Annotated in this window: 25 protein-coding genes; all 25 read right to left on the reverse strand. The window is 33.7% G+C overall.

What is annotated here, in order from left to right; genetic code table 11:
- Positions 1-5: 5 nt before the first annotated feature.
- The gene (gene truB / locus ATZ99_RS06995; protein WP_068748524.1) at positions 6-902 is read right to left on the reverse strand and encodes a tRNA pseudouridine(55) synthase TruB; all 897 of its coding nucleotides are present in this window, start codon (positions 900-902) and stop codon (positions 6-8) included.
- Entirely contained in the window at positions 886-1,869 is a 984-nt protein-coding gene (locus tag ATZ99_RS07000) for a DHH family phosphoesterase (RefSeq protein ID WP_068748525.1), read from the reverse strand. Before ATZ99_RS07000 ends, truB begins: the two co-directional genes overlap by 17 nt.
- Before the next feature lie 3 nt (positions 1,870-1,872).
- Entirely contained in the window at positions 1,873-2,235 is a 363-nt protein-coding gene (gene rbfA, locus ATZ99_RS07005; protein WP_068748526.1) for a 30S ribosome-binding factor RbfA, read from the reverse strand.
- 41 nt (positions 2,236-2,276) lie between these two features.
- Positions 2,277-4,226 carry a translation initiation factor IF-2 gene (gene infB, locus ATZ99_RS07010; RefSeq protein ID WP_425428302.1) on the reverse strand — a complete coding sequence of 650 codons (1,950 nt, stop codon included), beginning with the start codon at positions 4,224-4,226 and terminating at the stop codon, positions 2,277-2,279.
- A 52-nt stretch (positions 4,227-4,278) separates the two neighbouring features.
- Entirely contained in the window at positions 4,279-4,614 is a 336-nt protein-coding gene (locus ATZ99_RS07015) for a L7Ae/L30e/S12e/Gadd45 family ribosomal protein (protein WP_083947402.1), read from the reverse strand.
- The gene (gene rnpM, locus ATZ99_RS07020) at positions 4,601-4,876 is read right to left on the reverse strand and encodes an RNase P modulator RnpM (protein ID WP_157074732.1); all 276 of its coding nucleotides are present in this window, start codon (positions 4,874-4,876) and stop codon (positions 4,601-4,603) included. Before rnpM ends, ATZ99_RS07015 begins: the two co-directional genes overlap by 14 nt.
- Before the next feature lie 11 nt (positions 4,877-4,887).
- On the reverse strand, positions 4,888-5,919 hold the full coding sequence (nusA, locus tag ATZ99_RS07025; RefSeq protein WP_068748528.1) for a transcription termination factor NusA: 1,032 nt from the start codon (positions 5,917-5,919) through the stop codon (positions 4,888-4,890).
- A gap of 2 nt (positions 5,920-5,921) precedes the next feature.
- Positions 5,922-6,404, reverse strand: a complete 483-nt coding sequence (locus tag ATZ99_RS07030) for a ribosome maturation factor RimP (protein ID WP_068748529.1) — start codon at positions 6,402-6,404, stop codon at positions 5,922-5,924.
- A 116-nt stretch (positions 6,405-6,520) separates the two neighbouring features.
- A complete protein-coding gene (locus tag ATZ99_RS07035; RefSeq protein ID WP_083947415.1) occupies positions 6,521-10,759 on the reverse strand; it encodes a PolC-type DNA polymerase III in 4,239 nt (1,412 codons plus the stop codon).
- Positions 10,760-10,778: 19 nt separating this feature from the next.
- Positions 10,779-11,438, reverse strand: coding sequence for an MgtC/SapB family protein (locus ATZ99_RS11855; RefSeq protein ID WP_068748530.1), 660 nt, complete (start codon positions 11,436-11,438; stop codon positions 10,779-10,781).
- Positions 11,439-12,083 (reverse strand): glycosyltransferase family 2 protein, encoded by a 645-nt coding sequence (locus ATZ99_RS11860; protein ID WP_068748531.1) that lies wholly within the window; start codon positions 12,081-12,083, stop codon positions 11,439-11,441. It lies immediately after the preceding gene.
- A 64-nt stretch (positions 12,084-12,147) separates the two neighbouring features.
- Positions 12,148-13,605: a YbaK/EbsC family protein gene (locus tag ATZ99_RS07050; RefSeq protein ID WP_068748532.1), complete on the reverse strand. Its 1,458-nt coding sequence runs from the start codon at positions 13,603-13,605 to the stop codon at positions 12,148-12,150.
- A gap of 17 nt (positions 13,606-13,622) precedes the next feature.
- Entirely contained in the window at positions 13,623-15,059 is a 1,437-nt protein-coding gene (proS, locus tag ATZ99_RS07055; RefSeq protein ID WP_068748533.1) for a proline--tRNA ligase, read from the reverse strand.
- Positions 15,060-15,322: 263 nt separating this feature from the next.
- A complete protein-coding gene (ispG, locus tag ATZ99_RS07060) occupies positions 15,323-16,408 on the reverse strand; it encodes a flavodoxin-dependent (E)-4-hydroxy-3-methylbut-2-enyl-diphosphate synthase (protein WP_068748534.1) in 1,086 nt (361 codons plus the stop codon).
- A 49-nt stretch (positions 16,409-16,457) separates the two neighbouring features.
- Positions 16,458-17,453, reverse strand: a complete 996-nt coding sequence (gene rseP / locus ATZ99_RS07065) for an RIP metalloprotease RseP (protein ID WP_068748535.1) — start codon at positions 17,451-17,453, stop codon at positions 16,458-16,460.
- 21 nt (positions 17,454-17,474) lie between these two features.
- Entirely contained in the window at positions 17,475-18,527 is a 1,053-nt protein-coding gene (gene ytvI, locus ATZ99_RS07070) for a sporulation integral membrane protein YtvI (protein ID WP_068748536.1), read from the reverse strand.
- Positions 18,518-19,345: a phosphatidate cytidylyltransferase gene (locus tag ATZ99_RS07075; protein ID WP_068748537.1), complete on the reverse strand. Its 828-nt coding sequence runs from the start codon at positions 19,343-19,345 to the stop codon at positions 18,518-18,520. Before ATZ99_RS07075 ends, ytvI begins: the two co-directional genes overlap by 10 nt.
- Positions 19,332-20,060, reverse strand: coding sequence for an undecaprenyl pyrophosphate synthase (locus ATZ99_RS07080; protein WP_068748538.1), 729 nt, complete (start codon positions 20,058-20,060; stop codon positions 19,332-19,334). Before ATZ99_RS07080 ends, ATZ99_RS07075 begins: the two co-directional genes overlap by 14 nt.
- 53 nt (positions 20,061-20,113) lie before the next feature.
- The gene (locus ATZ99_RS07085) at positions 20,114-20,293 is read right to left on the reverse strand and encodes a hypothetical protein (RefSeq protein ID WP_068748539.1); all 180 of its coding nucleotides are present in this window, start codon (positions 20,291-20,293) and stop codon (positions 20,114-20,116) included.
- 17 nt (positions 20,294-20,310) lie between these two features.
- Positions 20,311-20,832 carry a ribosome recycling factor gene (gene frr, locus ATZ99_RS07090; protein ID WP_068748625.1) on the reverse strand — a complete coding sequence of 174 codons (522 nt, stop codon included), beginning with the start codon at positions 20,830-20,832 and terminating at the stop codon, positions 20,311-20,313.
- A 39-nt stretch (positions 20,833-20,871) separates the two neighbouring features.
- Positions 20,872-21,585: a UMP kinase gene (gene pyrH, locus ATZ99_RS07095; RefSeq protein WP_068748540.1), complete on the reverse strand. Its 714-nt coding sequence runs from the start codon at positions 21,583-21,585 to the stop codon at positions 20,872-20,874.
- Positions 21,586-21,657: 72 nt separating this feature from the next.
- On the reverse strand, positions 21,658-22,269 hold the full coding sequence (gene tsf / locus ATZ99_RS07100; RefSeq protein WP_068748541.1) for a translation elongation factor Ts: 612 nt from the start codon (positions 22,267-22,269) through the stop codon (positions 21,658-21,660).
- A 64-nt stretch (positions 22,270-22,333) separates the two neighbouring features.
- Positions 22,334-23,041 carry a 30S ribosomal protein S2 gene (rpsB, locus tag ATZ99_RS07105; protein WP_068748542.1) on the reverse strand — a complete coding sequence of 236 codons (708 nt, stop codon included), beginning with the start codon at positions 23,039-23,041 and terminating at the stop codon, positions 22,334-22,336.
- A 119-nt stretch (positions 23,042-23,160) separates the two neighbouring features.
- Complete coding sequence (locus tag ATZ99_RS07110) at positions 23,161-24,159, reverse strand: acyl-CoA dehydratase activase (protein WP_068748543.1); 999 nt, start codon at positions 24,157-24,159, stop codon at positions 23,161-23,163.
- Complete coding sequence (locus ATZ99_RS07115) at positions 24,122-25,240, reverse strand: acyl-CoA dehydratase activase-related protein (protein ID WP_068748544.1); 1,119 nt, start codon at positions 25,238-25,240, stop codon at positions 24,122-24,124. The genes ATZ99_RS07110 and ATZ99_RS07115 overlap by 38 nt, the downstream gene beginning before the upstream one ends.
- Between the last annotated feature and the right edge of the window lie 3 nt (positions 25,241-25,243).

Below are 25,243 nucleotides of genomic sequence, written 5' to 3' on the forward strand. Positions count from 1 at the left end.
GACCCTCAAATAAAAATTTTATGGAACCTTATAATTTTTCCACCTGAATCTAATTTGCCTATGCCAAAAAAAACATTATTTTTATCATATAGCATATAATAATCTTCATTATATACTCTAAAATCCTCTGATAATTTGTCTAAAGGTATAAAATTTCTTTTTATTATCTGTTCTTTTTCATAAGGAATATTAACTTTTTTCATTATGCTATTGAGCATTTTATCCACAGGTAAAAGAAATCGATTTATTTCATTTGTTCTGTAATATTTTTCAATTTCTTCAAAAGTTACCGATTTTTCGATGGTAAATGGACCGGATCTTGTTCTAATAAGTAATGACATATGTGCACCGCATCCTAAATCTTTTCCAATATCTTCACATAGAGCCCTAATATAAGTACCCTTGGAACAGTGTATTTTGATCCTTGCTATTGGATTTTTAAAATCAAGTATTTTAATAGTGTGTATACATATTTTTCTTGGCTTTCTTTCAATTTCCATTCCCTTTCGAGCGTATTCATAAAGCTTTATGCCCCTTACTTTAACAGCTGAATACATCGGAGGAATTTGTTCTATCTCCCCAATATATTTTGAAATAACATCTCTAAAATCTTCAAAGGTGATTTTGGAAGGATCTTTTTCGTCAATTAAATTCCCAAAGTTATCTCCCGTATCATAAGTTTTACCCAGGGTGATTTCTGCTATATACTCTTTATCGCAGTTTTCAAAGTATTCAATTGTTCTGGTAGCCTTCCCGATAAATATTGGAATTACCCCGCAAGCACCGGGGTCCAACGTTCCACCATGGCCTATGCGTTTAATGAAAAAAACCTTTCTTAAATAAGATACTGCATCGTGGGAAGTAATCCCCGGTGGTTTTATTAAATTAATAATTCCCTCCATTTTGCCCCTCTTTCATATACTCTTTTATAATACTTAATACCTTCTTTTCTACATCTTTCATATTTCCGTCCAACATGCAACCCGCAGCCTTCGCATGGCCTCCCCCGTTCATTTTTTTTGCTATTTCACTAACATCTATCCAACCGTTTGACCGCAAGCTAATTTTTATTTTATTATCTTCTCTTTCTTTAAAAAGCAATGCTATTTCTACACCCTCTATACTTCTTGCGTAATCAATCAAACCTTCGGTATCTTCTTCTAAGGTATTTGTTTTTTCCAGCATCTCCCGGGTAATGGTTAGCCAGGCAATTTTCCCATCATCAGATATCTTTAATGTATTTAATGTATCCTTTATAAGTAAAATACTATTAAGGCTGTTTTTCTCAAATACCTCCCAGCTCACCCTATCGGGTTTAACTCCTAATTCCACAAAATCAGCTAAAGCTCTAAGAGCAGAGGGTGTGGTATTCGAATGTTTTACAGAACCCGTATCTGTAATTATTGCAGTATATAGGCAAAGCGCAATATCATAATTTATTTTGACATTAATTTCCTTAACCAAATTATAAACCATTTCCCCCACCGAGGAAGCTGAAGGATCAACGTAATTTAAATCCCCAAATAGCACATGGCTTTTATGGTGATCAATATTTATTATAATATCGGCGTAATTTTTTAAGGGATTTTTAAAACCTAACCTTTCGGAATCTGCGGAATCAAGGCAAATAATAACATCCTTTTTTCCTGAAAGAGCATTTTCGTTTACAATCGATTTTGCATGGGGTAAAAATAAATAACGCTTTGGGACACTATCGTTTAAAATAGGAAATACTTCTTTACCCAAATTATCTAAAGCCAAAGTAAGTCCCAGCAGTGAACCTATAGCGTCTCCATCGGGGGTTAAATGAGAAGTTATTATAAAACTTTTATTGTTTAATATTGCTTCCTTGACGGATATAATATCCATATTTTATTCCTCTTCCTTTGTTTCTTGTGAAATATCTTTTAGCAATTTACTTATATGAATCCCATATTCAATTGATTCATCTAATTTAAAAGATAATTCGGGCAAAAACTTGATTCTAATCCTTGATCCCAATTCTTTCCTGATAAACCCTTCAGCTTTTTGTATAGTTGAAATTATTTCTTCTTTTTCACTGTCATTACCAAATATACTTAAAAATATTTTAGCATGTCTTAAATCCTTTGATACTTCTACTTTGGTTACAGAAATAAGTCCTTGTATTCGGGGGTCTTTTAGATCATTGTTTATAATTTCACTTACAGCTTTTTTAATTTCTCCTGCTATTCTATCGGTTCTTGAGAATTCCACCTTTTTTCCCCCTTTATCTTTCTTTAATATTTAGATTATAATTATTCTACCTTTTTATTTACAAATGCTTCAAGAACATCGTCTTCTTTTATATCATTAAATTTATCTATTGCAATTCCGCATTCATATCCGCTCGCAACTTCTCTGACGTCATCCTTGAACCTCTTTAATGATGAAATTTTACCTTCATAAATGACCACGCCATTTCTGATAACCCTTATGTTAGCATTTCGAGTAATTTTACCATCTACTACATAACACCCTGCTACTATACCCACATTAGGTACTTTAAACAGCGCTCTAACCTGTGCATGACCGATAACTACTTCTTTGTATTCAGGTTCCAATAAACCTTTCATTGCGGATTGTAAATCCTCAATTAGTTCATATATGATTCTATAAGTTCTTATATCTATGTTTTCCTTTTCAGCCAATTTTCTTGCATTCGAATCGGGTCTTACATTAAATCCAATAACTACGGCATTGGAAGCTGATGCCAACAGGATATCGCTTTCATTTATAGCACCAACCCCACCATGTATTATCCTTATTACTACTTGATCATTGGAACATTTTTCAATAGCCTGTTTTAAAGCTTCTAAAGAGCCGTGAACATCCGCTTTTATAATTATGTTTAATTCTTTTACTTCTCCTTTTTTAATTTTATCAAACAATTTTTCCAGGGATACTTTTGGAGAAGTAATATCCTCTTTTTCTTTTAATAACTCTTTTTCTTTTTCAGCCATTTCTCTTGCTGTTTTTTCATCTACGACTACTTTTAAAATATCTCCGGCTACAGGTACTTCTTCAAATCCAATTACTTCAACTGGAATAGAGGGAGTAGCTTCTTTAACTATCTTTCCACGGGAATCAAACATTGCTCTTACTTTTCCCCAGGTACCTCCTGCCACTATTATATCTCCTACTTTTAATGTTCCCTTTTGAACAATTACTGATGCTACAGGGCCTCGCCCCTTGTCAAGTTTCGCTTCGATAATTACACCTACTGCAGGACTATCGTAATCAGCCTTCAACTCCTGCATATCTGCTACGAGCAGAATCATTTCTAAAAGTTGATCTATACCAATACGGTTTCTTGCTGATACATTTACAAAAATGGTATCTCCACCCCATTCCTCCGGTATCAAGCCATATTCCGTCAGTTGCTGTTTTACTTTCTCCGGGTTAGCATCAGGTTTATCTATTTTATTTACTGCCACAATAATTGGCACACCAGCGGCTTTAGCATGGTTTATTGCTTCAATTGTTTGAGGCATTACTCCATCATCAGCAGCAACAACTAAAACCACGATATCTGTTACGCTTGCTCCTCTTGCTCTAAGTGCCGTAAAAGCTTCATGGCCTGGTGTATCTAAAAAAATAATAATTTTCCCGTCTTTTTCTATTTGCGAAGCACCTATGTGCTGGGTGATTCCTCCTGCTTCTTGAGCTGCCACTCTTGTTTCCCTGATAGCATCAAGTAATGTGGTTTTTCCATGATCTACATGTCCCATAACTGTTACCACAGGAGGACGAGGTTTTAGGTTTCCTGCAGATTCTTCTTTTATTTTCTTTACCAGCTTTTCCTTTGATTCCTCTTCTTCCTTTTCAGCTTCAAAACCGAATTCTTTTAAGAGTCTTTTTGCAGATTCAAAATTTATATCAGCATTAATATTTAACATTAAACCAAAATCAATCAATTTTTTTATCAGTTTTACCGGTTCAATATTAGTTTTCTGCCCCAATTCTTTAATTGTAATCTTTTCAGGTAAAACTACCTTTTGGGTCTTACTCTTTGCCTGTTCCTCTTTTTTTTCTACTTCCTTTTTGGGTTCAATTATTTTTAATTCCTTTTCCTCTTCTTTATCTTTTTTATTCTTTTTTGGCTCTTTTTCTTCGTTTATTAAATCTATAATAAGTTGAGCCATATCATCCTCAAGGCTGCTCATATGATTTTTGACGTCAATGTCTAAATCCTCTAAAATGGTCATTAATTTTTTACTGGGAACTCCTAATTTTTTTGCAAGTTCATACACCCTTACCTTAGTCAATATTCCCCACCTCCGATTTTAAATGAGCCCCTACGTATTCTATGATTTTTTTGGAAAAATAATAATCTTTTATACCCAGTATTTTCCTTTCATCTTTTCCAATAGATTTACCCAAATCGTATGCATTACCAAAAATACAAAACGGAACATTGAACCTTTCACACATATCTTTAAAATAAATTTTTGTTCCTTCCGAGGCGTCCTGTGTAACTATTACTAACTTTATTTTCTTTAAAGGGATTAGTTTTTTCACAAGGCTCCACCCGGAAACTACTTTTCCTCCTTTTTGAGCAAGGCCAAGGAGAAAATAAATATTACAAGGCTTCACTTTCTATAACTTCCTCCTTAAGCCTTTCAATAGTATCTTTATCTATACTACAATCCAAAGCTTTTGAAAGTCTATCTTCCTTTAAAGCTTTATCAAAACATTTGGGATCCCTGCAAAAATATGCCCCTCTTCCGGACTTTTTACCGGTGAGGTCTATGAAAATACTTCCATCAGGAGCTCTTACAACCCTGATTAATTCTTTTTTTGGTTTCATCTGCTTACAGCCCAAACACATTCTTTGAGGGATTTTTTTAGGGCTCAAGTTAATCCCCCCTAAGATTTATTTTTCGGTTTAATATCAATTTTCCAGCCCGTTAATTTTGCAGCAAGACGAGCATTTTGTCCTTCTTTTCCAATTGCAAGGGAAAGCTGATTATCCGGAACAATCACCCTTGCTGTTTTGTTATCTTCATCTATATCTACTTTCAATACTTTTGCAGGGCTTAAAGCGTTTGATATATATTCAGCAGGATCTTTACTCCATTTTATTATATCTATTTTTTCACCTTTGAGTTCATCCACAATTGTTTGCACTCGGGTACCTTTTTGACCTACACAAGCTCCTACGGGATCCACATTTTCATCTCGAGAATGAACAGCGATTTTTGTTCTTGATCCTGCTTCCCTGGCAATGCTTTTTATTTCGACAATTCCTTCATAAATTTCCGGTACTTCTAATTCGAAAAGCCTCTTTATTAATCCCGGATGAGAACGGGATACGGTAATCTGTGGCCCTTTTGTAGTTTTTTTAACTTCCAAAACATATACTTTTATCCTTTCACCGGTATTATACACTTCATTAGGAATTTGTTCAGTTGGAGGTAAAATAACTTCCGTCTTCCCCAAATCTATTATAACATTTTTTTTCTCCGTGCGCAGAATAATACCTGTTACCAGGTCCGTTTCTCTGCCTGCAAATTCTTCATAAATTATATTTCTTTCAGCTTCTTTAATCCTCTGCATGACTACCTGTTTAGCGGTTTGAGCCGCAATTCTGCCAAAATTTTTTGGCTTTACTTCTACTGAAATTATATCTCCTACCTTTACTAAAGGGTTAATTTTTTTTGCTTCCACAAGGCTAATCTCCAAAAGAGGATTTAAAACATCTTCTTTTACTGTTTTCTGAGAGAATACTTTTACTTCGCCAGTTTCTCTATCGATATTGATTTTTACATTCTGAGTCGTCCCGTAATTTTTTTTATATGCTGAAACAAGGGCGGCTTCAATTGCCTCTATGAGAATTTCTTTATTAATTCCTTTATCTTTTTCAATTTGTTCCAGTGCTTCAAGAAATTCAATATTCATCTTTACCTCTCCTGTTCGTCAAATTTGAAATTGAATTTAAGTCGAGCAGAGGAAATTTTATCTTTCGGTATACTAAAATTAGTATCCTTTTCTTTTAAAACAATTACTCCATCAATAAAATCAACTAAAATGCCCGCAAAGGATTTTTTACCAGATATTGGTTCAAAGGTTTTTACTTCTATCTCTTTACCTTTAAATCTTATAAAATCGCTGTCTTTTTTTAGCGGCCGCTCTACACCTGGAGAAGAAACTTCAAGAATATACCTTTGAGGAATAGGATCATAAATATCCAGCAGTCTGCTAATTTCTTCACTCACCTCCTGACAATCGTCCAAGGTCACTCCTCCCGGTTTATCGATATAATACCTTAAATACCAATTACCTCCTTCTTTAACAAACTCAATATCCACTAATTCGTAATTTTTCCCCTTTAATGCTTCGTCAGCAATATTTTTAGCTTTTTCTAAAATAAGATTTTTCTGCATAATACCGTACCACCCTTTAAAATAATTTAAAAGAGTGGGAGAAAACCCACTCTATTACTAATCTTCCAAAATTAATCTCATTTTATTATAGCACATTGAATTTTTTTATACAATATTCAAAAAAGACAAATCTGATCAGTTTCCCTTAAACCACCAAGAACCCCGTTTTTTCTTAATATTTCAATAACATTTTTTGTTACCTTGGCCCTTATTCTAAGATCTTCTATTGATGTGAAAGGAGCTTTTTGTCTTTCTTCAAAAATGCTTAACGCAGCAGCAATGCCCAGGCCGGGTAGAGCAGTTAAGGGTGGTAAAATACCTTCATCGGTAATAATGAATTTTTTATAATGAGAGTTATATAAATCTACGGGTAAAAATTCTATTCCCCTCAGGTACATTTCATTAGCTACTTCTAGAATTGTTAATAAATTCTTTTCCTTTGCTGAAGCTTCCTTATCCTTACTTTCTATTTCTTTAATAGCTTCCTTTATAGCCCTATGTCCTTTTAAAATTAATTCTCCATCGAAATCATCTGCCCTAACCGTGAAATAAGTAGCATAAAAAGCCTTTGGATAGTATACTTTAAAATAAGCAATTCTAAAAGCCATAATTACGTAAGCAACTGCATGTGCTTTTGGAAACATATATTTTATTTTCTTGCAGGATTCAATAAACCATGGTTCTACGTTATTTTTTTTCATAATTTCTTCTTCTTCGGGTTTTAATCCCTTTCCCTTTCTTACCCTTTCCATTATATTAAAGGCGATTTTAGGCTCTACTCCTTTTTCAATAAGATGTAGCATAATATCATCACGGGTAGCAATTACTTCCTTCAAAGTTGCTATTTTGTTTTTAATTAAATCCTGTGCATTGTTTAACCATACATCAGTCCCATGGGATAAACCGCTGATTCTAACAAGTTCGGAAAAAGTAGTGGGCCTTGTATCTTCCAGCATCTGTCTTACAAAACGAGTCCCAAATTCCGGCACTCCTAAGGTTCCTACTGTAGTTCCCACATCCTCCGGATTTAATGACAAAGGCTCTAAACTGGAAAATATACCCATGGTTTTTTTGTCATCTAAGGGAATTTCTCTTGCGTTTACCCCGGTTTCTTCTTCCAGCAACTTAATCACGGTAGGATCGTCGTGCCCCAGAAGATCCAATTTTAAAAGCCTTTCACTTATCGAATGATAATCAAAATGGGTAGTTATGACTCCTGATCCCCTGTCATCTGCCGGGTATTGTATGGGTGTAAACTCATAAATCTCTTTATCTTTGGGAACTACCATTAATCCGCCGGGATGCTGACCCGTTGTTCTTTTTACTCCCGTTATTCCCTGTGCTAACCTTTTAATTTCACACTCGGGGAGGTTTAATTTATTATCATTTGCATAAGATTTTACGAAACCATAGGCCGTTTTCTCGGCAATAGTAGATATAGTACCTGCCCTGAAAACGCTATCTTTTCCAAAAAGCTCTTCTGTATACTTGTGAGCTTTACTTTGATATTCCCCTGAAAAGTTAAGATCAATATCCGGTACTTTATCTCCTTCAAAGCCCATAAAAACTTCAAAGGGAATATTAAATCCGTCTTTTTTCATCTTACTTGAACAATTTGGACATAATTTGTCCGGGAGATCGGGTCCCACAATTCCTTCATTGTTCTCTACAAAAATAGTTTTCTTGCATTCGGGGCACAAATAGTGAGGCGGTAAAGGATTTACTTCGGTGATTTCACACATGGTAGCCACCAGGGAAGATCCAACGGAACCCCTTGAACCTACTAAATAACCGTCGTTCAAAGATTTTTTTACAAGTTTATGAGCAATTAAATAAATTACCGAATATCCGTTACTTACTATAGAATTAAGCTCTCTTTCGATTCTTTTTTTAACAATTTCTGGAAGATCCTCTCCGTAAATTTCTTTTGCTCTCTTATAAGTCATATTTATTATTTCTTCTTCGGCCCCATCTATTTTAGGGGGATATAGTTCATCGGGAACTGGTTTTAAATTATCTTTTATAAGTTCGGCAATTCTCCTTGGGTTTTCAATAACTACTTCGTAAGCCGGGCCATCACCCAAGTATTCAGCTTCGGATAACATTTCCTTTGTGGTTTTCAAATATAGCATGGAGCTTTTATCATAATCTTGATATCCCTGGGCATGGAGCAGAATCTTTCTATAAATTTCATCTTCCGGATTAATAAAATGGGCATCACTGGTCATAACTACGGGTTTATTTAATTTCTTTCCAAGGCGGTAAATTTTTTTATTTATTTCTTTCAACGTCTCCTCGCTTTTTACAATACCTCTTTGAACCATGAAGTAATTATTTTTTAAAGGTTGAATTTCCAGAAAATCATAAAAGGATGCAAGCCTTTCAATATCCTCTTCAGAATGATAATTTAAAATAGCCTGAAAAAGTTCCCCCGATTCACACGCCGAACCTATCAAAAGACCTTGTCTCATGGAATTAAGCAGAGATTTGGGTATCCTCGGGTGTCTGTAAAAATAATTTAAGTGAGATATGGAAACCAATTTGTATAAATTATAAAGCCCCGTTTCATCCTGAGCCAGTATAATCGCATGATAGGAATTTATATTAAAAGGTGTACTTAATGTGTTTAAATCAGAAAGTTTTAATGCTCCTTTTTCTTTTGCTCTTTTTATTAATTCTATAAATATAAGTGCCAGGGCATTTGCATCATCTGTAGCCCTGTGATGATTTTTTAGCTTAATGTTTAAATACTTTGCCACGGTATCCAGCTTATGGTTTTTAATATCATCAAGAACCATAGCTGAAAAAGCAACGGTATCAATAACACTATTTTTAAAGGGAATACCCAGTTTATAAAAGTCTCTTCTTAAAAATCCAGAGTCAAATTCTGCATTATGAGCTACGAATACAGCATCTTTAATAAAATCTTTAAATAAATCTAAAGCTTCATTAAGAGAAGGGGCATTTTCTACCATAGCATTTGTAATCCCTGTTAAGCTGGAAATACTTGATGGGATAGATTTTTTAGGTTTTATAAAAGTATGAAAGGTATCGATAATTTCTCCTTTATATATTTTTACAGCACCAATTTCTATTATTTCGTCAGAATCCATTGATAGGCCTGTTGTTTCAATATCAACGGCTACATATATAAAATCATCAATATTTCCTTCCGGTGGAAATGCTATTACTGGAAATTGGTCATCAAAGATATAGGCTTCCATTCCGTAAATAGGCTTTACGCCCGAATTTAGAGAAGCTTCGTAAATCTCAGGAAAAGCTTGTACAACCCCGTGGTCTGTAAATGCTATAGCTTTCCAACCCCAACTTTTTACCATTTCTATTACTTCTTTTGGAGAACAAATCGCATCCATCGATGAAAATTTAGTATGTAAATGAAGCTCAATCCTTTTTTCTTCTGCTTCATCCTTTCTCGAGGGTTTTTCAGAAAGCTTAATATCATAAGGTATCAATTCGTATTCCTGTGTAAATTTACTTTGTTCCATCCTGCCTCGAATTTTTAAATATCGTCCTTCTTCTAAATAATTAATTAATTCCTTTTTATCTTTTTTTAAAAATAATTTTACCGGTAAAGAAGCCGTATTATCCGTAATTGCGAAAGTTACAAGCAATCCTTCATTTTTCAGTTCTTTTACTTGTACATCAAATATTTTCCCTAATATTACTATTTCTTTCTCTTCACCGGAAATTGAATTGATATTAATTGGTGGTTGTTCAAAGTCTTTCCCCAAAATAACATCTATCTGTTTTTCATGTATTTTATCTTTTTCACAATTTAAATCCATTAAGATAGATTCAACAATTTTTCTTTCCTCTTCTTCGAAATCATAATATTCAACTTCTAACTTTTCTTTAAATTCTACATTGATTTCAATACCGAAAGTAAGAAAAAATTTTTCGATAAAATCCTTTGCTCTTTTTTTTTCTAAATACTTGTTACCATTTTTTTCAACTATGATCTCCAGTACTCCATTTTTATATTCCCAATTTGTATTTATTAAAAATATTCTTGTGGAAGGATATTTCTTAAAAAGCTCTTCTTTGCAAGTTTCCCAATTCTCTTGTATTATTTCTATTGCAACCTTTTTATCATAGTCTTTTGATTTTTCTATAAAATTTAAGTTTATATTTGCATCATAACCAATTTTTTGTTTAATATCTCTTGTAATTTTATTAATTAACTCTTCTTTTATAGGATCTATGCATTCCAGATATATTTCAACGCTTTTTTGTTTTTTATTTATTTCTACTTTTTTTACAATTGTATTTTTTATAATTAAAATTTCTTTATCATTATAATTTGGTAAAGAAACAATTTTAAATAGATTTAACATAATGCTTCCTCCGGCTAAATTAAATATCAATACATTGAACACCTTCAATAGCTGATAATTTCATTATAATATCCTCTATTTTTACATTTGATGGTAACCTGACAGTAAGATTAATATTTACTCTACCCTCATCTAAATTTTCCATTTTGACATTTCTTATACTTATTCCGTATTCTCCCAAAACAGTACCAATTTTCCCCAATTGTCCCGGTTTATCCGAAACAGTGACATATATGTTATAAAGTAGCCTGCGATTAATGAATACCGCTTCTATTCTGGAAAGAGAAATCAGTGTAATAAAAGTAAAAATAGTAGCAATAATTGCAGCAGAATAAAAACCGCAACCTATAGCAAGTCCGATGGAAGCTACAGTCCACAGGCTGGCAGCCGTGGTTAAACCCTTAACAGTAGGTCCTACTCTTATAATTGTTCCGGCACCCAGGAATCCTATACCACTTACTACCTGTGCTGCAATTCTTGAAGGGTCTGTAGAGGTAAAAGCTCTAAATTTTTCAAATACAAATATTGAAACCAGCATTGTCAAAGTCGAACCTACGCAGACAAGTACATGTGTTCTAAAGCCGGCTGGCCTATTTACACTCTCCCTTTCAATTCCTATGATTCCTCCAAGAATTATCGATAAAAGGAGACGAGTCACCACTTCACTTTGAGTAATCATTTAATACACCCCGAATCTAAGTTTTAAAAATACCCTTAATATATCATAGTACATTTTCAAACGAGCAATACTCCCTTTAAAAAATCCCCTTTTTTCTTCCTTCATTACATGGGTTAAATCGTATAAATCTACCATCTTTACTTTAAATCCTTCTTTTTTCGATAAGATTGTTAACGCCATTTCTAAACCGTAATTATCAGCAGGATAAGTTATCAATTTTTCCATTACCTCTCTTTTCAAAGCCCTTTGTCCCGATAGAAAAGGTGTTATTTTTTGCGCTAAATCAGTGGCTCCTCTCCCGTTTTTAAAAATTCCAATACTCATATCTGCTTCCATTTTTTTTACCGGTTCAATTAATTTTTCGATATGCTCTTTTTTTAAGCCTACCAGATCTGCATCTAACATTAAAATAATTTCCGATTTAGAACATTTATACCCTTCTAAAATAGCCGAAAATTTACCTTTGTTTTCTTTTATGTCTATTACCTTAACTCCCAGGTTTCTTCCTACTTGTGAAGTATTGTCAGTAGAACCATCACTAACTAAAATAATTTCATCGCACAAACCGCTTTCTTTAATCGTTTTTAAAACCGATCCTACCGTACGTTCTTCATTATATGCTGGAATTAAAGCTGCCACTGACATGGTACCCTCTCCTTTTATCCATAATTTACATTAAGAAAAATCTAAATCAAGCAAAAAAAATTTATCACAGAGAATTAAAAAATTCAATATTAATATTATTTAATTCTATTTCAAAGGACTTACCAGTTTTTCTTTCTTTTATTTCAACTTTTCCTTCTTTAATAAATTTATTTCCAATTATTATTTTATACGGTATACCCAGCAAATCTGCATCCTTGAATTTAACCCCCGGGCTTTCTTCCCTATCGTCAATAATGATATCCACATACTTTATTAATTTTTCATAAATTTCCTTTGATGCATTAAGAATAGACTCATTTTTTACATTTATTGGGATAATATAGCAGAGAACCGGAGAAAACTCCGGGGTAAATATCAATCCTTCAGAATCCCTATTTTTTTCAGAAATTAAATAAAAGAGATTAAATAAATCTATTTTCATTGAATTAAAGGTTATATTATTTTCCTTGGATGTCGCAAATTCTGCAACTATTTGACCCTCAATTATTTCCATTGGTCTGTTGCAAACAGGGCAAGGGTCACCATCTTTATTTTCTTTAATGTCGCAAAGGATATCAATCTTTATATCTTTTTCCGGAATAACGTCTATTAAATGATAATCTTCTTCATTTGCACCTACTACTGCTTCCTGTATGTCAATAATATCCTTATCGGCTATTACTTTCAAGTCAAGCCCAATAGGACCAGCAAATCCCATTTTGGTATTGGTAAAATTTATTATTTCTTCTTCATTGGCCAAAGCAACTTTGATGGCACCTAACACCCTTTTTAACTTTTCTTCATTAATATTCCTTGAACCTTTTACAAGAGCAGCTATGTATTCTTCTTTATTATTATTATAATTAACTTTATAAATCATTGTTTTGATAGTTTTTTCTGGAGAAATATTTAAAAAGCTACAAAGTTCTGGAATGGTCTTAATACCGGGTGTATAAACCTTTTTCATGCTTTCATTTTTTTTAAGATTTTTAGGCTCAATTTCTTTTTTATAACTTATATAATTTAAGGAGTATGAATTTGAGCACCCCGGACAATGCAAAAAAGCAAAATCTCCTTTTTCCGAGGAAAAAGAATAGATTATTTTTTCATCACTTTCTGCTACGCTAAAATAATTTTGTTTGATACCTTTTTGCATAAGATAATCCAAAATTTCACTTAATATTTTGAGCAATTTTGGAGTATTGTTTGTGATTTCATAGGAATAGAGGGTAAAATCGTTTAAAGAATAAAAGTATAAAGGAAGGATTTTTTCATTGTAGATTTCTCTTTTTATATCTTCTACGGAAGGTTTAAACTGATGTATTTTTTTAAAATTTTCGGCTTCGATTCTACTTATAATTACTTCTTTTATTTTATCCAAAATTTTTACACCCAGGGAATAAAAGGTCAGGGTTTCCCCTGACCTTAGTAATCCGCTTTTATACAAGAGTTTTTCGGTATCGTATTTTAAACCGGCAGGGATATTAAATGTGCTCTTTGGGAAAATTTCGGTAGCTTTCATTCTCCTTTCACCTCGAATTAATAGGATTTTGCAAAATAAACCATTTTTTGTGCTTCCTTTCCACACACTACGCATTTATCAGATAATTTTTCCTGTTCAAAAGGTATGCAACGGAGTGTGGCTCCTGTCTGTTCTTTAATGTGTTTTTCGCAATCGCCATTGCCACACCACATTGCCTTGACAAACCCTCTATAATTTTCAATTATATTTTTTAATTCCTCAAAGTTTAAAGCTACCCTTGTGTTTTCTTCCCTGAATTTTTGGGCTTGTTCAAACATATTTTTTTGAATATCATTCAGCAGATTTTTTATATATTCCACGGCATTTTCCTCGGCAACAATATTCTTTTCGAAAGTATCTCTCCTGACAACCACTACCTGTTTATTTTCAATATCCTTAGGACCTATTTCTAACCTGATAGGTACTCCCTTCATCTCCCATTCGTTAAATTTCCATCCCGGCGTATATTCATCTCTATCATCAAGTTCAACCCGGAATTCGTTCTTTAATAGTTCGTATATTTCCTTTGCTTTATTCAAAACTAAATCTTTCTTTTGACCAAAAATGGGAACTATTATGACTTGAATTGGCGCTATCTTGGGCGGTAATTTTAATCCACGGTCATCGCCATGAGTCATTATAATCGCACCTATTAATCTCGTAGATACACCCCAGGAGGTTTGCCATACGTATTTCAGCTGCCCGTCCTGGTCTAAAAATTGTATGTCAAAAACTTTTGAAAAATGCTGCCCCAAATTGTGCGAAGTACCTGCCTGCAATGCCCTCCCATCGCTCATCAAGGCTTCAATTGTATAGGTTCTCAGAGCACCAGCGAATTTTTCATTTTCTGATTTTCTTCCTTTAATTACCGGTATGGAAAGTTCCGATTCCACAAAGTCTCTGTATACTTCCAGCATCCGTAAAGTCTCTTCTTCTGCATCTTCTTCGGTTCGGTGGGCTGTATGACCTTCCTGCCATAAGAATTCAGCAGTTCTTAAAAAGGGTTTAGTACTTTTTTCCCATCTTACTACATTACACCACTGATTAATCAGTACAGGCAAATCTCTATAAGATTTTATCCATTTTGCATACATGCTACAAATAATAGTTTCCGAAGTAGGTCTTACGGCAATTCTTTCCGCCAGTTCTTCCTGCCCACCATGAGTTACCCATGCAACTTCGGGGGCAAAACCTTCCACGTGTTCTGCTTCTTTTTTAAGTAATGATTCGGGTATAAAAACAGGGAAATATGCATTTTTATGTCCGGTATCTTTAAAACGCTTATCCAAAAGTTTTTGTATGTTTTCCCATATTGCATATCCATAGGGCCTTATTACCATACAGCCCCTAACGGGTGAATAATCAGCAAGTTCTCCTTTCAAAATTACATCTACATACCATTGAGCAAAATCTTCACTGCGCGGGGTAATTTCTTTCACAAATTTTTCTTCCATAATAATACCTCCTTCATAAAATTAAAAAACCTTCGCCTGAAGGGGCGAAGGTTATTCGCGGTACCACCCTATTTGGTACTCATTCGAGATAACGGCATTTGCCGGCAAAAGCAGCTCGGGAGGTGGGTTCGAAAGTCCCTTGCGGCGACCCTTTCAGCCTATGGGGTGCGCTCTCTTTTTCGCAGGTAAACTTTCTATTAGCCTCCGTCATTACCTTTAAATTTTTAATTTGTATTTTATTTTATTAAAATTTTACATATTTGTCAAATACTTTTACTCTTCTTTAATAACTCTTTAATTTCTTGTATTAATACTTCCACTGCCTCATTCTCTCCCACGGTTCTCTCAATCTTTCCTTTCTTAAATAAAACAAAACTTTTATTTCCTCCTGCTAATCCAATGTCTGCTTCCTTAGCTTCCCCGGGTCCGTTTACAGCACATCCCATGACCGCCACTTTTAAAGGTTCTTTTATATTAGAAAGCCTTTGTTCTATCTCTTTTGCTATCGATATTAAATTTACATTACATCTTGCACAAGTCGGACATGAAATAAGATCGATCCCTGATTTTTTTAAATTAAGGCTTTTTAAAAGCTCAATACCCACCTTTACTTCTTCTACCGGATCCCCGGTAATAGAAACCCGTATGGTATCTCCAATTCCCTTATATAGAAGGGTTCCAATACCGACCGAGGACTTCACTGTTGACTTTATCAATGTCCCAGCCTCAGTAACACCTAAATGTAAAGGATAATTTACCTTTTGAGAAATAAGTTCATAAGCTTTTATTGTTGTTATAACGTCCGAAGATTTAATCGAGACAACTATATCTTGAAAATCCAGATCCTCTAAAATATTAATTTCTTCTAAAGCGCTTTCTACAAGAGCTTCAGCGGTGGGCATTCCATATTTATTCAGGAGCTCTTTTTTTAAAGACCCTGAATTTACTCCAACTCTTAAAGGTAAACCATAATATTTAAGTGCTTTAACCACTTCTATTAATTTTTGCCTGTCACCTATATTCCCCGGATTTATCCTTATTTTATCCGCACCGTTTTTAACTGACTCTATTGCTAACCTGTAATCGAACTGTATATCTGCCACAATTGGAATATGTATATTCTTTTTTATCGATTTTATCGCTTCAGCTGATTCTATATTGGTAACTGCCACTCTTATTATATCGCATCCACATTCCTCCAATTTCAAGATCTGTTCTACCGTAGATTTTATATCTTCAGTTTTGGTGTTGGTCATTGACTGAACTGTAATCGGAGCGTCACCGCCTATATAAATGGTCCCCACTCTGATTTTTTTTGTTAACTTTCTCTTAATTACTTCTCCATTCATTTTTATCATTCCTCAAATTCTGACCTTAAAATGTTATTCTCAGTATTTTTTAGTAAAATTTTATAAAATCTTTATAGGCAATAAAAATAGCCAGTATAATCAGAATAGCAAAGCCTATAAAATGAATCATACCTTCTTTCTCTGGATCTACGGGCTTTTTTCTCACTAATTCAATAAGCAGGAAAATTATTCTGCTTCCGTCTAATGCGGGAATTGGAAATAGGTTAAATAATCCTAAGTTTATACTAATTATTGCCGCAAGAAAAATAACGTTAAATATTCCAAATTTAGCAGCTTCCCCTACTATATGCACCATTCCTACAGGACCTACTAAATCCTGAGTTCTAATACCTGTTGTGACCAAGGAAATCACTATCATTTTTACTACGTAAAACATTCTGTTAAACCCGAATATTAAACTAGCAAAAAAAGAATGTTTTATCATTTTTGATTTTATTCCGATTATACCCCTTTTTGTCTGTGGATCGATTTGAGTTTTTACTCTTAAAGGTATAATACTTTCTCCTCTTTTTATCTCTATATTTATTTCCTTATCTGGTCTATTACTTATTATATCCACTATATTCTCCCAGGAACTTATTTTTTCCCCATCAATTTTGTAAATAACATCACCGTCTCTAATACCAGCTTTAAAAGCGGGTGAATCGGGAATTACTTCTACACTTGTAGTAGTTATACCGGTAAAAAAAGCTACCACCGAAAACAGCAAGGCTCCTAATAAGAGGTTCATTAATGGGCCTGCCAATACTACCGCCATTCTTGAAATAAGCGGTTTATTAGCAAAAGATCGGGGATCATTTGTCTTTTCATCTTCTCCTTCAATTTTAACATAGCCACCTAAGGGGAAAATTTTTAACGAATAAACTGTTTCTCCAATTCTTTTCGAAAAAATACTTGGACCAAAACCTATAGCAAATTCATTCACCTTCATATCGCTTTTTTTTGCCATAATAAAGTGACCAAATTCATGGGCTATTACAAGAGCACCTAAGATTATTATAGAAAAAATAATGGTATTACCCATTTTTATCACCTGCCATGAAAATTACTTTTTACTAAGAGGAGGAATTAAGCCTGAGTGCACAGCAGCCCTTATAATTACAGCAATAAGCGGACCTAAAAAAAGTCCAAGAAAACCAAAAATTTTTATACCTAAATATATAGCTATTAATGCTAAAGTAGGATCCAATCCCAAATTACTACCTATAACTTTTGCCTGAAGAATTTGTCTTGTTCCGATAACCACTAAATATATTGTCAATATATATACGGCAAAACTTACACTTCCGGTTAATATTAAATACAATATCCACGGAATAAAAATTAGACTGGGACCAAATAAGGGAAGTATATCTAAAAGCCCGCAAATTAATCCAAGGGTTAATGCATAGTCTACTTTTAATATGTAAAAACCTGCTATGGTAATTGCAGTAGAAATTATTACCAGAATTATTTGTGCCTTTATTAGACCTATAAATGATAAAAACAATTCTATCTGTATGTTTTCCAATTTTTTGTGAAGGGAAGTGGGAAGAATTCTCTTAAATGTGTCTAAAATTTTTTGCTTATCCTTTGAAAAAAAGTAACTGGCAAGAAATGTGAAAATTAAAAATACAATTACTCCTGGTATCAAAACAAGCTTATTGAGTAAAAAACTATAAAAATTTGATATATACGTAGAAACATAAGAAATTACTTGATCCCAGTTATTGTTTAAATAATCAAGCGTTTCCTTAGGTATGTACTTGGAAATATTATAAAGAGCAAGATTAAATTTATTCCATAATTCATAAATTAAGTTATAATAATTGGGAAGAATCGTTACGAGCTTACCCAATTCTACCGTAATTCTCGATATACTTAAAATAATAATATAAATTATTAGAGTAAAAATCCCTAATAAAATTATTAAAGAAGAATACGTTCTTTTAATATTGAGCCTTTCAGCAAATTTAACCAGAGGTTCGATTAAAAAAGCAATTATTACTCCGAATACAAAGGGCAAAAGGTATCTAATAGTTAATGTAACGATTATTGTGGCAATTATAATAGAAATACCGAGGTAAAGGAGGGGTTTATATTCATTCTTTAAAACCATATTAACCCTCCTTTTATTATAACGATCATAATATAATAATATGCTACAGGAAACGAAAATAGAGTACTATCAAATCTATCTAAAATTCCTCCATGTCCGGGGATAATCCTGGAAAAATCTTTTATTTTGCAAAAACGTTTAATTAAAGAACAGGATAAATCCCCTATTTGGGAAAATATTCCAATAAGAAGCCCTAAAATAAAAGCTTCAAACGGCTTTACGGCAGGCAAAAAATATTTTGCGAAAACAATACTTATTAAGACACTTCCTCCTATACCTCCTATGCTACCTTCAATACTTTTTTTAGGACTTACCGACGGTATAAGTTTATGTTTGCCAAAAAGAATACCTACAATATATGCGAAGGTGTCGCAAGCCCATGTGGAAGCAAAAACCCACCATACGTAAATTATCCCGTTTTCTAAATTCCTGAGTAGTAAAAAATGTAAAAACATTATTGAAGTGTAAATAAAACTAAATAAGGTATAAACTATATCGGTTAGATTATTCTTGTCATTATTTATTAAAGTAGTTAAAAAACTCATCATTATTATTATCGAAAAAGGGAAAAATACGAGCTGAATATTCGGAACAAAATAAACAAAAAAAAGCAGAAATATATTTAGCAAAACGACGTAGCCCAGTTTAATATCTATTCCTATTTTCTTAAAAGCATTGTAAAGTTCCCAATTTGCAATTGTATTGAGTATGCCCAGTGAGATTAGAAAAATTATTTTCCCTACATTTATAACATACCCCAGCAATATTATCCCCAACACAGCGCTTATACTTCTTATAAGAAATTCATTTTTTATCATTGTTATTATTTAAACCCCCAAATCTTCTATCTCTTTTTTGAAAATCCGAGATAGCCCTCATCAAATCGTCTTTTTTAAAATCAGGCCAGGTTTTTTCACAAAACCAAAGCTCCGTATAAGCTAACTGGTAAAGTAAAAAATTGCTGATTCTTAATTCTCCACTGGGGCGGATTAAAAGATCGGGATCCGGTAAATCTTCTGTATATAAGTATTTTTTGAACAATGAGTCATCAATCTCATCAATTTCTAAATTACCTTTTTTTACCTCATCTGCAATTTTTTTGCATGCCCTTAAAATTTCGTCCCTTCCACCGTAATTTACTGCAATGTTTAATATCAAACCACTGCAATTTATAGTTTTTTCCAAAGATTTTTTTATTTCTTCCTTAACCTTTTTTGGTAATCTTTCGATATCTCCAGATACTTTAATTTTAATATTGTTGTTTTTTAACCTATCTGTCTCTCTCTGTAAAAAATATCTCAGCAAATTAAAAATCGTACTTACTTCCTCATAGGGTCTTTTCCAATTTTCGGTAGAAAAAGCATAAACCGTTAATACTTTGACTCCTATTTCCGCACAGTACTCCACAATCTCTTTTAAACTATCTGCGCCCGCCCAATGTCCCGCTATTCTGGGAAGACCCTTTGAACGAGCCCATCTGCCGTTACCATCCATAATTATAGCAATATGCGAAGGAATAATTTTATCTATCATATTACCTCCTAAATAAATCCATACCCCCTTTTATGAAAAAGGGGGATTTCCTGTTAAGGTTTAAAATAAGCTACCAGAATATCAGCTTTTGAATTAATTAATTTCACCCTTACCACAACTTCTCTGGTAAAACCCTTTACTTCTTTGAAGGGAAATAAATATTTTATTGAATTTATTTCAACATTTTGCTGATTTAAAATTTCTAAAGCATCTTTTAACTCAATGCCTGTCAATTCTTCAATAAAAATACTTATACCTCCATTATTTCTTTTTCCTTAGAATTATAAATTTTATCAATTTCTTCAATGAATTTATCCGTCATTTTTTGAATATCCTCTTGGGCTCTCTTATGCTCATCCTCCGATATTTCTCCGTTTTTTTCCATTTTCTTCAACTGATCATTTACGTCTCTTCTTATATTTCTAATATGTACCTTAGCTTCTTCAGCTTTTTGTTTGGCCATTTTTGTTAGTTCTTTTCGTCTTTCCATAGTTAAAACGGGCAACACTAATCTTATTACCTTTCCATCGTTATTGGGAGTTAATCCCAGATCAGATTTTAAAATTGCTTTTTCTATGGGTTGAAGCATTTTAGCATCCCAGGGCTGAATTATTATCATTCTTGGTTCCGGGATGTTTATGGTTGCAACCTGGTTTACGGGTGTTGGGGTACCGTAATAATCAACCATAACTTTATCAAGCAAAGCTGTTGTAGCACGACCGGCTCTAATTGTTGCTAATTCCTGTTTGTAAAGGGAAATAACCTTATTCATCTTTTCCTCGGTTTCTTTAAATAGCTTCTTATCCACAATTTAACCCCCTTTAACAAATGTTCCTATATTTTCTCCCAATGCCGCCTTTACTATATTCCCCGGTTGATTGAGACCAAATACTATAATTGGGATTTTATTATCCATACACAAGGAAGTAGCGGTAGAATCCATAACCCCAAGCCCCATATTTAAAATATCAATATAATCAAGGCTCTCAAATTTTTGAGCATTTGGGTTTTTCAAAGGATCCGAATCATAAACACCGTCCACCCGTTTTGCAAGAAGTATTACGTCTGCTTCGATTTCAGCAGCTCTAAGAGCTGCCGCGGTATCGGTCGAGAAAAAGGGATTACCTGTACCCGCAGCAAAGATCACTACTCTTCCCTTTTCAAGGTGTCTAATAGCTCTTCTTCTAATATAAGGTTCTGCTATTGCTCTCATTTCAATAGCTGTTTGAACTCTTGTTTCTATATTTCTTTTCTCCAGTGCATCCTGAAGAGCTAAAGCATTTATTACCGTTGCCAGCATCCCCATATAATCAGCAGTAGCTCTATCAAGCTGTGGATAATTCCGACCGCGCCAGATATTGCCTCCTCCTACAACTACTGCTACACTAATTCCATATTTTCTTATTTCTTTTATTTCTTCAGCAATAGAATCCACTACTTCCTGATCTATACCAAATCCTTTCTCTCCTGCCAGAGCTTCTCCGCTAATTTTTAATACAATTCTATTGTACTTTAATTTCTGCATTTATAAACCCTCTCTTTAATAAATTGTTTTATTTTTTAAAAAAGAGACACGAATAGTGTCTCTTTTTTAAAATTATACTTTGCTTCCCGTATCCATTTCTCCTTTTTCAAATCTTACAAATCTTGATACGGTAATATTTTCTCCCAATAAGGCAATTTTTTCCATTATGATTTGCGAAACCTTCCTATCGGGATCTTTAATGAAAGGTTGTTCTAATAAGCAATTTTCTTCAAAAAATTTTTCCAGTCTACCCTCTACGATTTTATCTACAACATGTTCGGGCTTACCTTCATTAATAGCCTGAGTTCTGAGTATATGCCTCTCATTCTCTATAATTTCAGCAGGTACATCTTCTCTTTTTATGTACTTTGGATTAGCCGCCGCAATTTGCATGGCTAAATCTTTGACCAAGGATTTGAATTCATCATTTCTTGCTACAAAATCAGTTTCGCAATTTACTTCCAAAAGCACACCGATACGGCCTCCACCATGAATGTATGAATCAATAATGCCTTCTTTTGCTTCTCTTCCAGCTTTTTTCGCAGCCTTAGCTAATCCTCTTTCCCTTAAAATTACAACAGCTTTTTCCATATCTCCGTCAGCTTCGGCTAATGCCTTTTTGCAATCCATTATTCCAGCACCTGTTCTTTCTCTAAGTTCTTTTACCTGTTCTGATGAAATCATCCTTTTATACCTCCTGTAATATATACTTAAGGTAAGGACAAAATGCCGTCCTTACCTCTTCGTCTTAAGCCTCAGCAGCGTTCAATTGTTCTCCCTGCCTGCCCTCCAAAACGGCATCTGCAATTTTTTCAGCTATCAGTTTTACAGCCCTAATGGCATCATCGTTTCCAGGAATTACATAATCAATTTCATCAGGATCACAATTGGTATCTACAATGGCTACAATAGGAATATTTAATTTTCTTGCTTCAGCAACTGCTATTTTTTCTTTTCTTGGATCTACGATGAATAGGGCATCGGGAAGTGAATTCATTTCTTTTATTCCACCTAAATACTTTTCTAAGCGCTCTTTTTCTCTTTTTAAATTTAGAACCTCTTTCTTGGGCAAAACGTCAAAGGTTCCTTCCTGTTCCATTTTTTCCAGTTCCTTTAAACGCTCCACTCTTTTTCTTATAGTTCTGAAATTGGTAAGCATTCCGCCCAGCCATCTTTGATTAACATAAAACATATCACATCTTTTGGCTTCTTCCATGACGGATTCCTGAGCCTGTTTTTTTGTACCGACAAAGAGAATTTTTCCACCTTCTGCAGACAAGTTTTTAACAAATTCATAAGCCTCTTCTAATTTTTTAACGGTTTTTTGCAGGTCAATGATGTAGATTCCATTTCTTTCGGTGAAGATGTACTCCTTCATTTTAGGGTTCCATCTTCTGGTTTGATGTCCAAAATGTACCCCTGCTTCAAGCAGTTGTTTCATTGAAATAATTGACATTAAATATACCTCCTTTTTGTTTTTTCCTCCGCACAGCTCATCTTCCAAAAAGACCTATTAAGGCACCCTTTCTGGAATCACCGGCGTGAGTATTCCGTATTTTACCGCATGTAAGTATATCATAAAATAGCTTCTTGTGCAATATCGTATCTTTCTAAATTTAAAGAATTAGACCATTTTCCACATTTATCGCCCCATCTCCCGATAATTTTGCCTTCAAAGTAAATCTGAACAACTTCACAACTATTAGAACATCCATCGCATTCAAACATTTCCGTGTCAATTCTTGATTTGACAATTTTAAATCCCTTAAAATTTGTCTTTTTTAAAGTGGAATTAATATATTTTTTTGCAAGTAGAGCTGCCCCGATGGCCCCCATTACATCGTAATTTTTCGGGATATAAATATTCTCTCCCAGCTCTTCCTCAAAAGCTTTCTTAATACCTTTATTTGCAGCAACCCCACCCTGAAACACATAGGGAGGGTTCAGTTCTTTTCCTTTTGCTACATTTGATAAATAATTTCTGACCAGTGCCTTGCATAGCCCTTTTAAAATATCTTCTATTTTATAGCCCATTTGCTGTTTGTGTATCATATCCGATTCAGCAAAAACCGCACATCGACCCGCAATTCTCGTAGGATTTTTTGATTTTAAAGCAATTTCACCAACCTTTTCGATAGGGATTCCTAAACGGTCAGCCTGTCTGTCGAGAAAAGACCCGGTTCCTGCAGCACAGACAGTGTTCATAGCAAAATCCACCACAACTTTATTTCTTATAATAATAATTTTTGAATCCTGTCCGCCGATTTCAATTATAGTTTTCACATCGGGAAATTCTTTAATCGTAGCAATCGAATGAGCGGTAATCTCATTTTTTATGACATCAGCTCCAAGTATTGTTCCTGCTAATATCCTACCGCTCCCTGTAGTCCCTACACCAACAATTTCAATGTTTTCTCCGTATTGCAATAAAAGATTTTCCAAACCTGATTTTAACGCATCAATAGGTCTTCCCATTGTCCTCAAATATAATTTATATTCTACTTCTTCCATCTCATTTAATAGCACAATATTGGTGCTAACTGACCCTATATCCACTCCCAAATAGCCTTTCATTTAAAATGTATTCCTCCTTTTTTTGACCAATCAAATCCACAAAAGCTTCTAATCGTGTCCTAAAACCTATTTCACCGGAATGCTCATCTAATACTAATGTCATTACCGGTATTTTATAATCTTTAGAAACCTTGGGGATAGCACTTTTGGCTACTATTTCAGGCATGCAAGTAAAAGGTAATAAATGGATTACTCCATCGAAATTTTTATTAGAAAAATTAACTATTTGTGCTACTGACTCCTGTCCATGGCCTCCTACAAAATGCCTGATGTAAGGAAAAGCTTTTTCAATTATTTCATTGAGATTTTTGGGTTTTAAAAATTTTGGAAATAGATTTTCTCTTACCCAGTCCGTAATATATATATTTCTCTTTGTTTCTACACCTAATTCCCCTAATTGTTTTTCTATATTTAAATTGGCAAAAGGTTCTAAAATCGTATATATTTCCCCTACAATGCCTATAACAAGAGGGACCTTTTTGTCTTCTTCAATCATGTTTAATTTTTCTTCTATTTCTACTGAAAATTTTTCCAACATATTTTCTTCGGAAATATTTTCTAACTTTTTTATTAATTCCTTGTAAACCTTTTCCGTTTCCCCTTTTTTCCTTTCCATAGCCCTTTTTTTCGATATTATTCGTTCAAGGTTATCTAAAATGATTGCTTTTTTCCATGCAAACCTGGCAGAATTTATCAATGTAGAAATATCTTTTTTTAAAAGTCTTTTAATATTATTAATAAGTTTAAGCATTTGTTTTTTTGGAGGTTCTAAAACTATCATTTCAAAATCATAACCATTTTTCTTCAATATCTCCCGCTGGATTTCACAATAGTAACCAAAGCGGCAGGGGCCAATACCTCCTGCCATAACTATTGTATCGGCTCCTCTTTCAAAAGCTTCTATAAAATTGCCAAGATTAATTTTTAGGGGTAAGCAAGCATATTCAGGAGCAAGTTTAGTTCCAATTTCAAGAGTTCGTTTGCTGCAATATGGAGGGGTTATTACCTCATTTCCTATTCCTTCAAAAAAGGTTTTTAGAGGTATATATAAATTCCCCATATGCGGAAAGGTAAGTTTCATTTT

This window comes from Thermovenabulum gondwanense (assembly GCF_001601575.1).
GTDB classification, from domain to species: Bacteria; Bacillota; Thermosediminibacteria; order Thermosediminibacterales; family Thermosediminibacteraceae; genus Thermovenabulum; species Thermovenabulum gondwanense.

Excerpts from the sequence above, each read along its gene's own strand:
- truB (WP_068748524.1), bottom strand. The coding sequence starts at position 902 with ATGGAGGGAATTATTAATTTAATAAAACCACCGGGGATTACTTCCCAC.
- ATZ99_RS07000 (WP_068748525.1), bottom strand. The coding sequence starts at position 1,869 with ATGGATATTATATCCGTCAAGGAAGCAATATTAAACAATAAAAGTTTT.
- infB (WP_425428302.1), bottom strand. The coding sequence starts at position 4,226 with ATGACCATTTTAGAGGATTTAGACATTGACGTCAAAAATCATATGAGC.
- nusA (WP_068748528.1), bottom strand. The coding sequence starts at position 5,919 with ATGAATATTGAATTTCTTGAAGCACTGGAACAAATTGAAAAAGATAAA.
- ATZ99_RS07030 (WP_068748529.1), bottom strand. The coding sequence starts at position 6,404 with ATGCAGAAAAATCTTATTTTAGAAAAAGCTAAAAATATTGCTGACGAA.
- ATZ99_RS07035 (WP_083947415.1), bottom strand. The coding sequence starts at position 10,759 with ATGTTAAATCTATTTAAAATTGTTTCTTTACCAAATTATAATGATAAA.
- ATZ99_RS11855 (WP_068748530.1), bottom strand. The coding sequence starts at position 11,438 with ATGATTACTCAAAGTGAAGTGGTGACTCGTCTCCTTTTATCGATAATT.
- ATZ99_RS11860 (WP_068748531.1), bottom strand. The coding sequence starts at position 12,083 with ATGTCAGTGGCAGCTTTAATTCCAGCATATAATGAAGAACGTACGGTA.
- ATZ99_RS07050 (WP_068748532.1), bottom strand. The coding sequence starts at position 13,605 with ATGAAAGCTACCGAAATTTTCCCAAAGAGCACATTTAATATCCCTGCC.
- proS (WP_068748533.1), bottom strand. The coding sequence starts at position 15,059 with ATGGAAGAAAAATTTGTGAAAGAAATTACCCCGCGCAGTGAAGATTTT.
- ispG (WP_068748534.1), bottom strand. The coding sequence starts at position 16,408 with ATGAATGGAGAAGTAATTAAGAGAAAGTTAACAAAAAAAATCAGAGTG.
- rseP (WP_068748535.1), bottom strand. The coding sequence starts at position 17,453 with ATGGGTAATACCATTATTTTTTCTATAATAATCTTAGGTGCTCTTGTA.
- ytvI (WP_068748536.1), bottom strand. The coding sequence starts at position 18,527 with ATGGTTTTAAAGAATGAATATAAACCCCTCCTTTACCTCGGTATTTCT.
- ATZ99_RS07075 (WP_068748537.1), bottom strand. The coding sequence starts at position 19,345 with ATGATAAAAAATGAATTTCTTATAAGAAGTATAAGCGCTGTGTTGGGG.
- ATZ99_RS07080 (WP_068748538.1), bottom strand. The coding sequence starts at position 20,060 with ATGATAGATAAAATTATTCCTTCGCATATTGCTATAATTATGGATGGT.
- frr (WP_068748625.1), bottom strand. The coding sequence starts at position 20,832 with ATGAATAAGGTTATTTCCCTTTACAAACAGGAATTAGCAACAATTAGA.
- pyrH (WP_068748540.1), bottom strand. The coding sequence starts at position 21,585 with ATGCAGAAATTAAAGTACAATAGAATTGTATTAAAAATTAGCGGAGAA.
- tsf (WP_068748541.1), bottom strand. The coding sequence starts at position 22,269 with ATGATTTCATCAGAACAGGTAAAAGAACTTAGAGAAAGAACAGGTGCT.
- rpsB (WP_068748542.1), bottom strand. The coding sequence starts at position 23,041 with ATGTCAATTATTTCAATGAAACAACTGCTTGAAGCAGGGGTACATTTT.
- ATZ99_RS07110 (WP_068748543.1), bottom strand. The coding sequence starts at position 24,159 with ATGAAAGGCTATTTGGGAGTGGATATAGGGTCAGTTAGCACCAATATT.
- ATZ99_RS07115 (WP_068748544.1), bottom strand. The coding sequence starts at position 25,240 with ATGAAACTTACCTTTCCGCATATGGGGAATTTATATATACCTCTAAAA.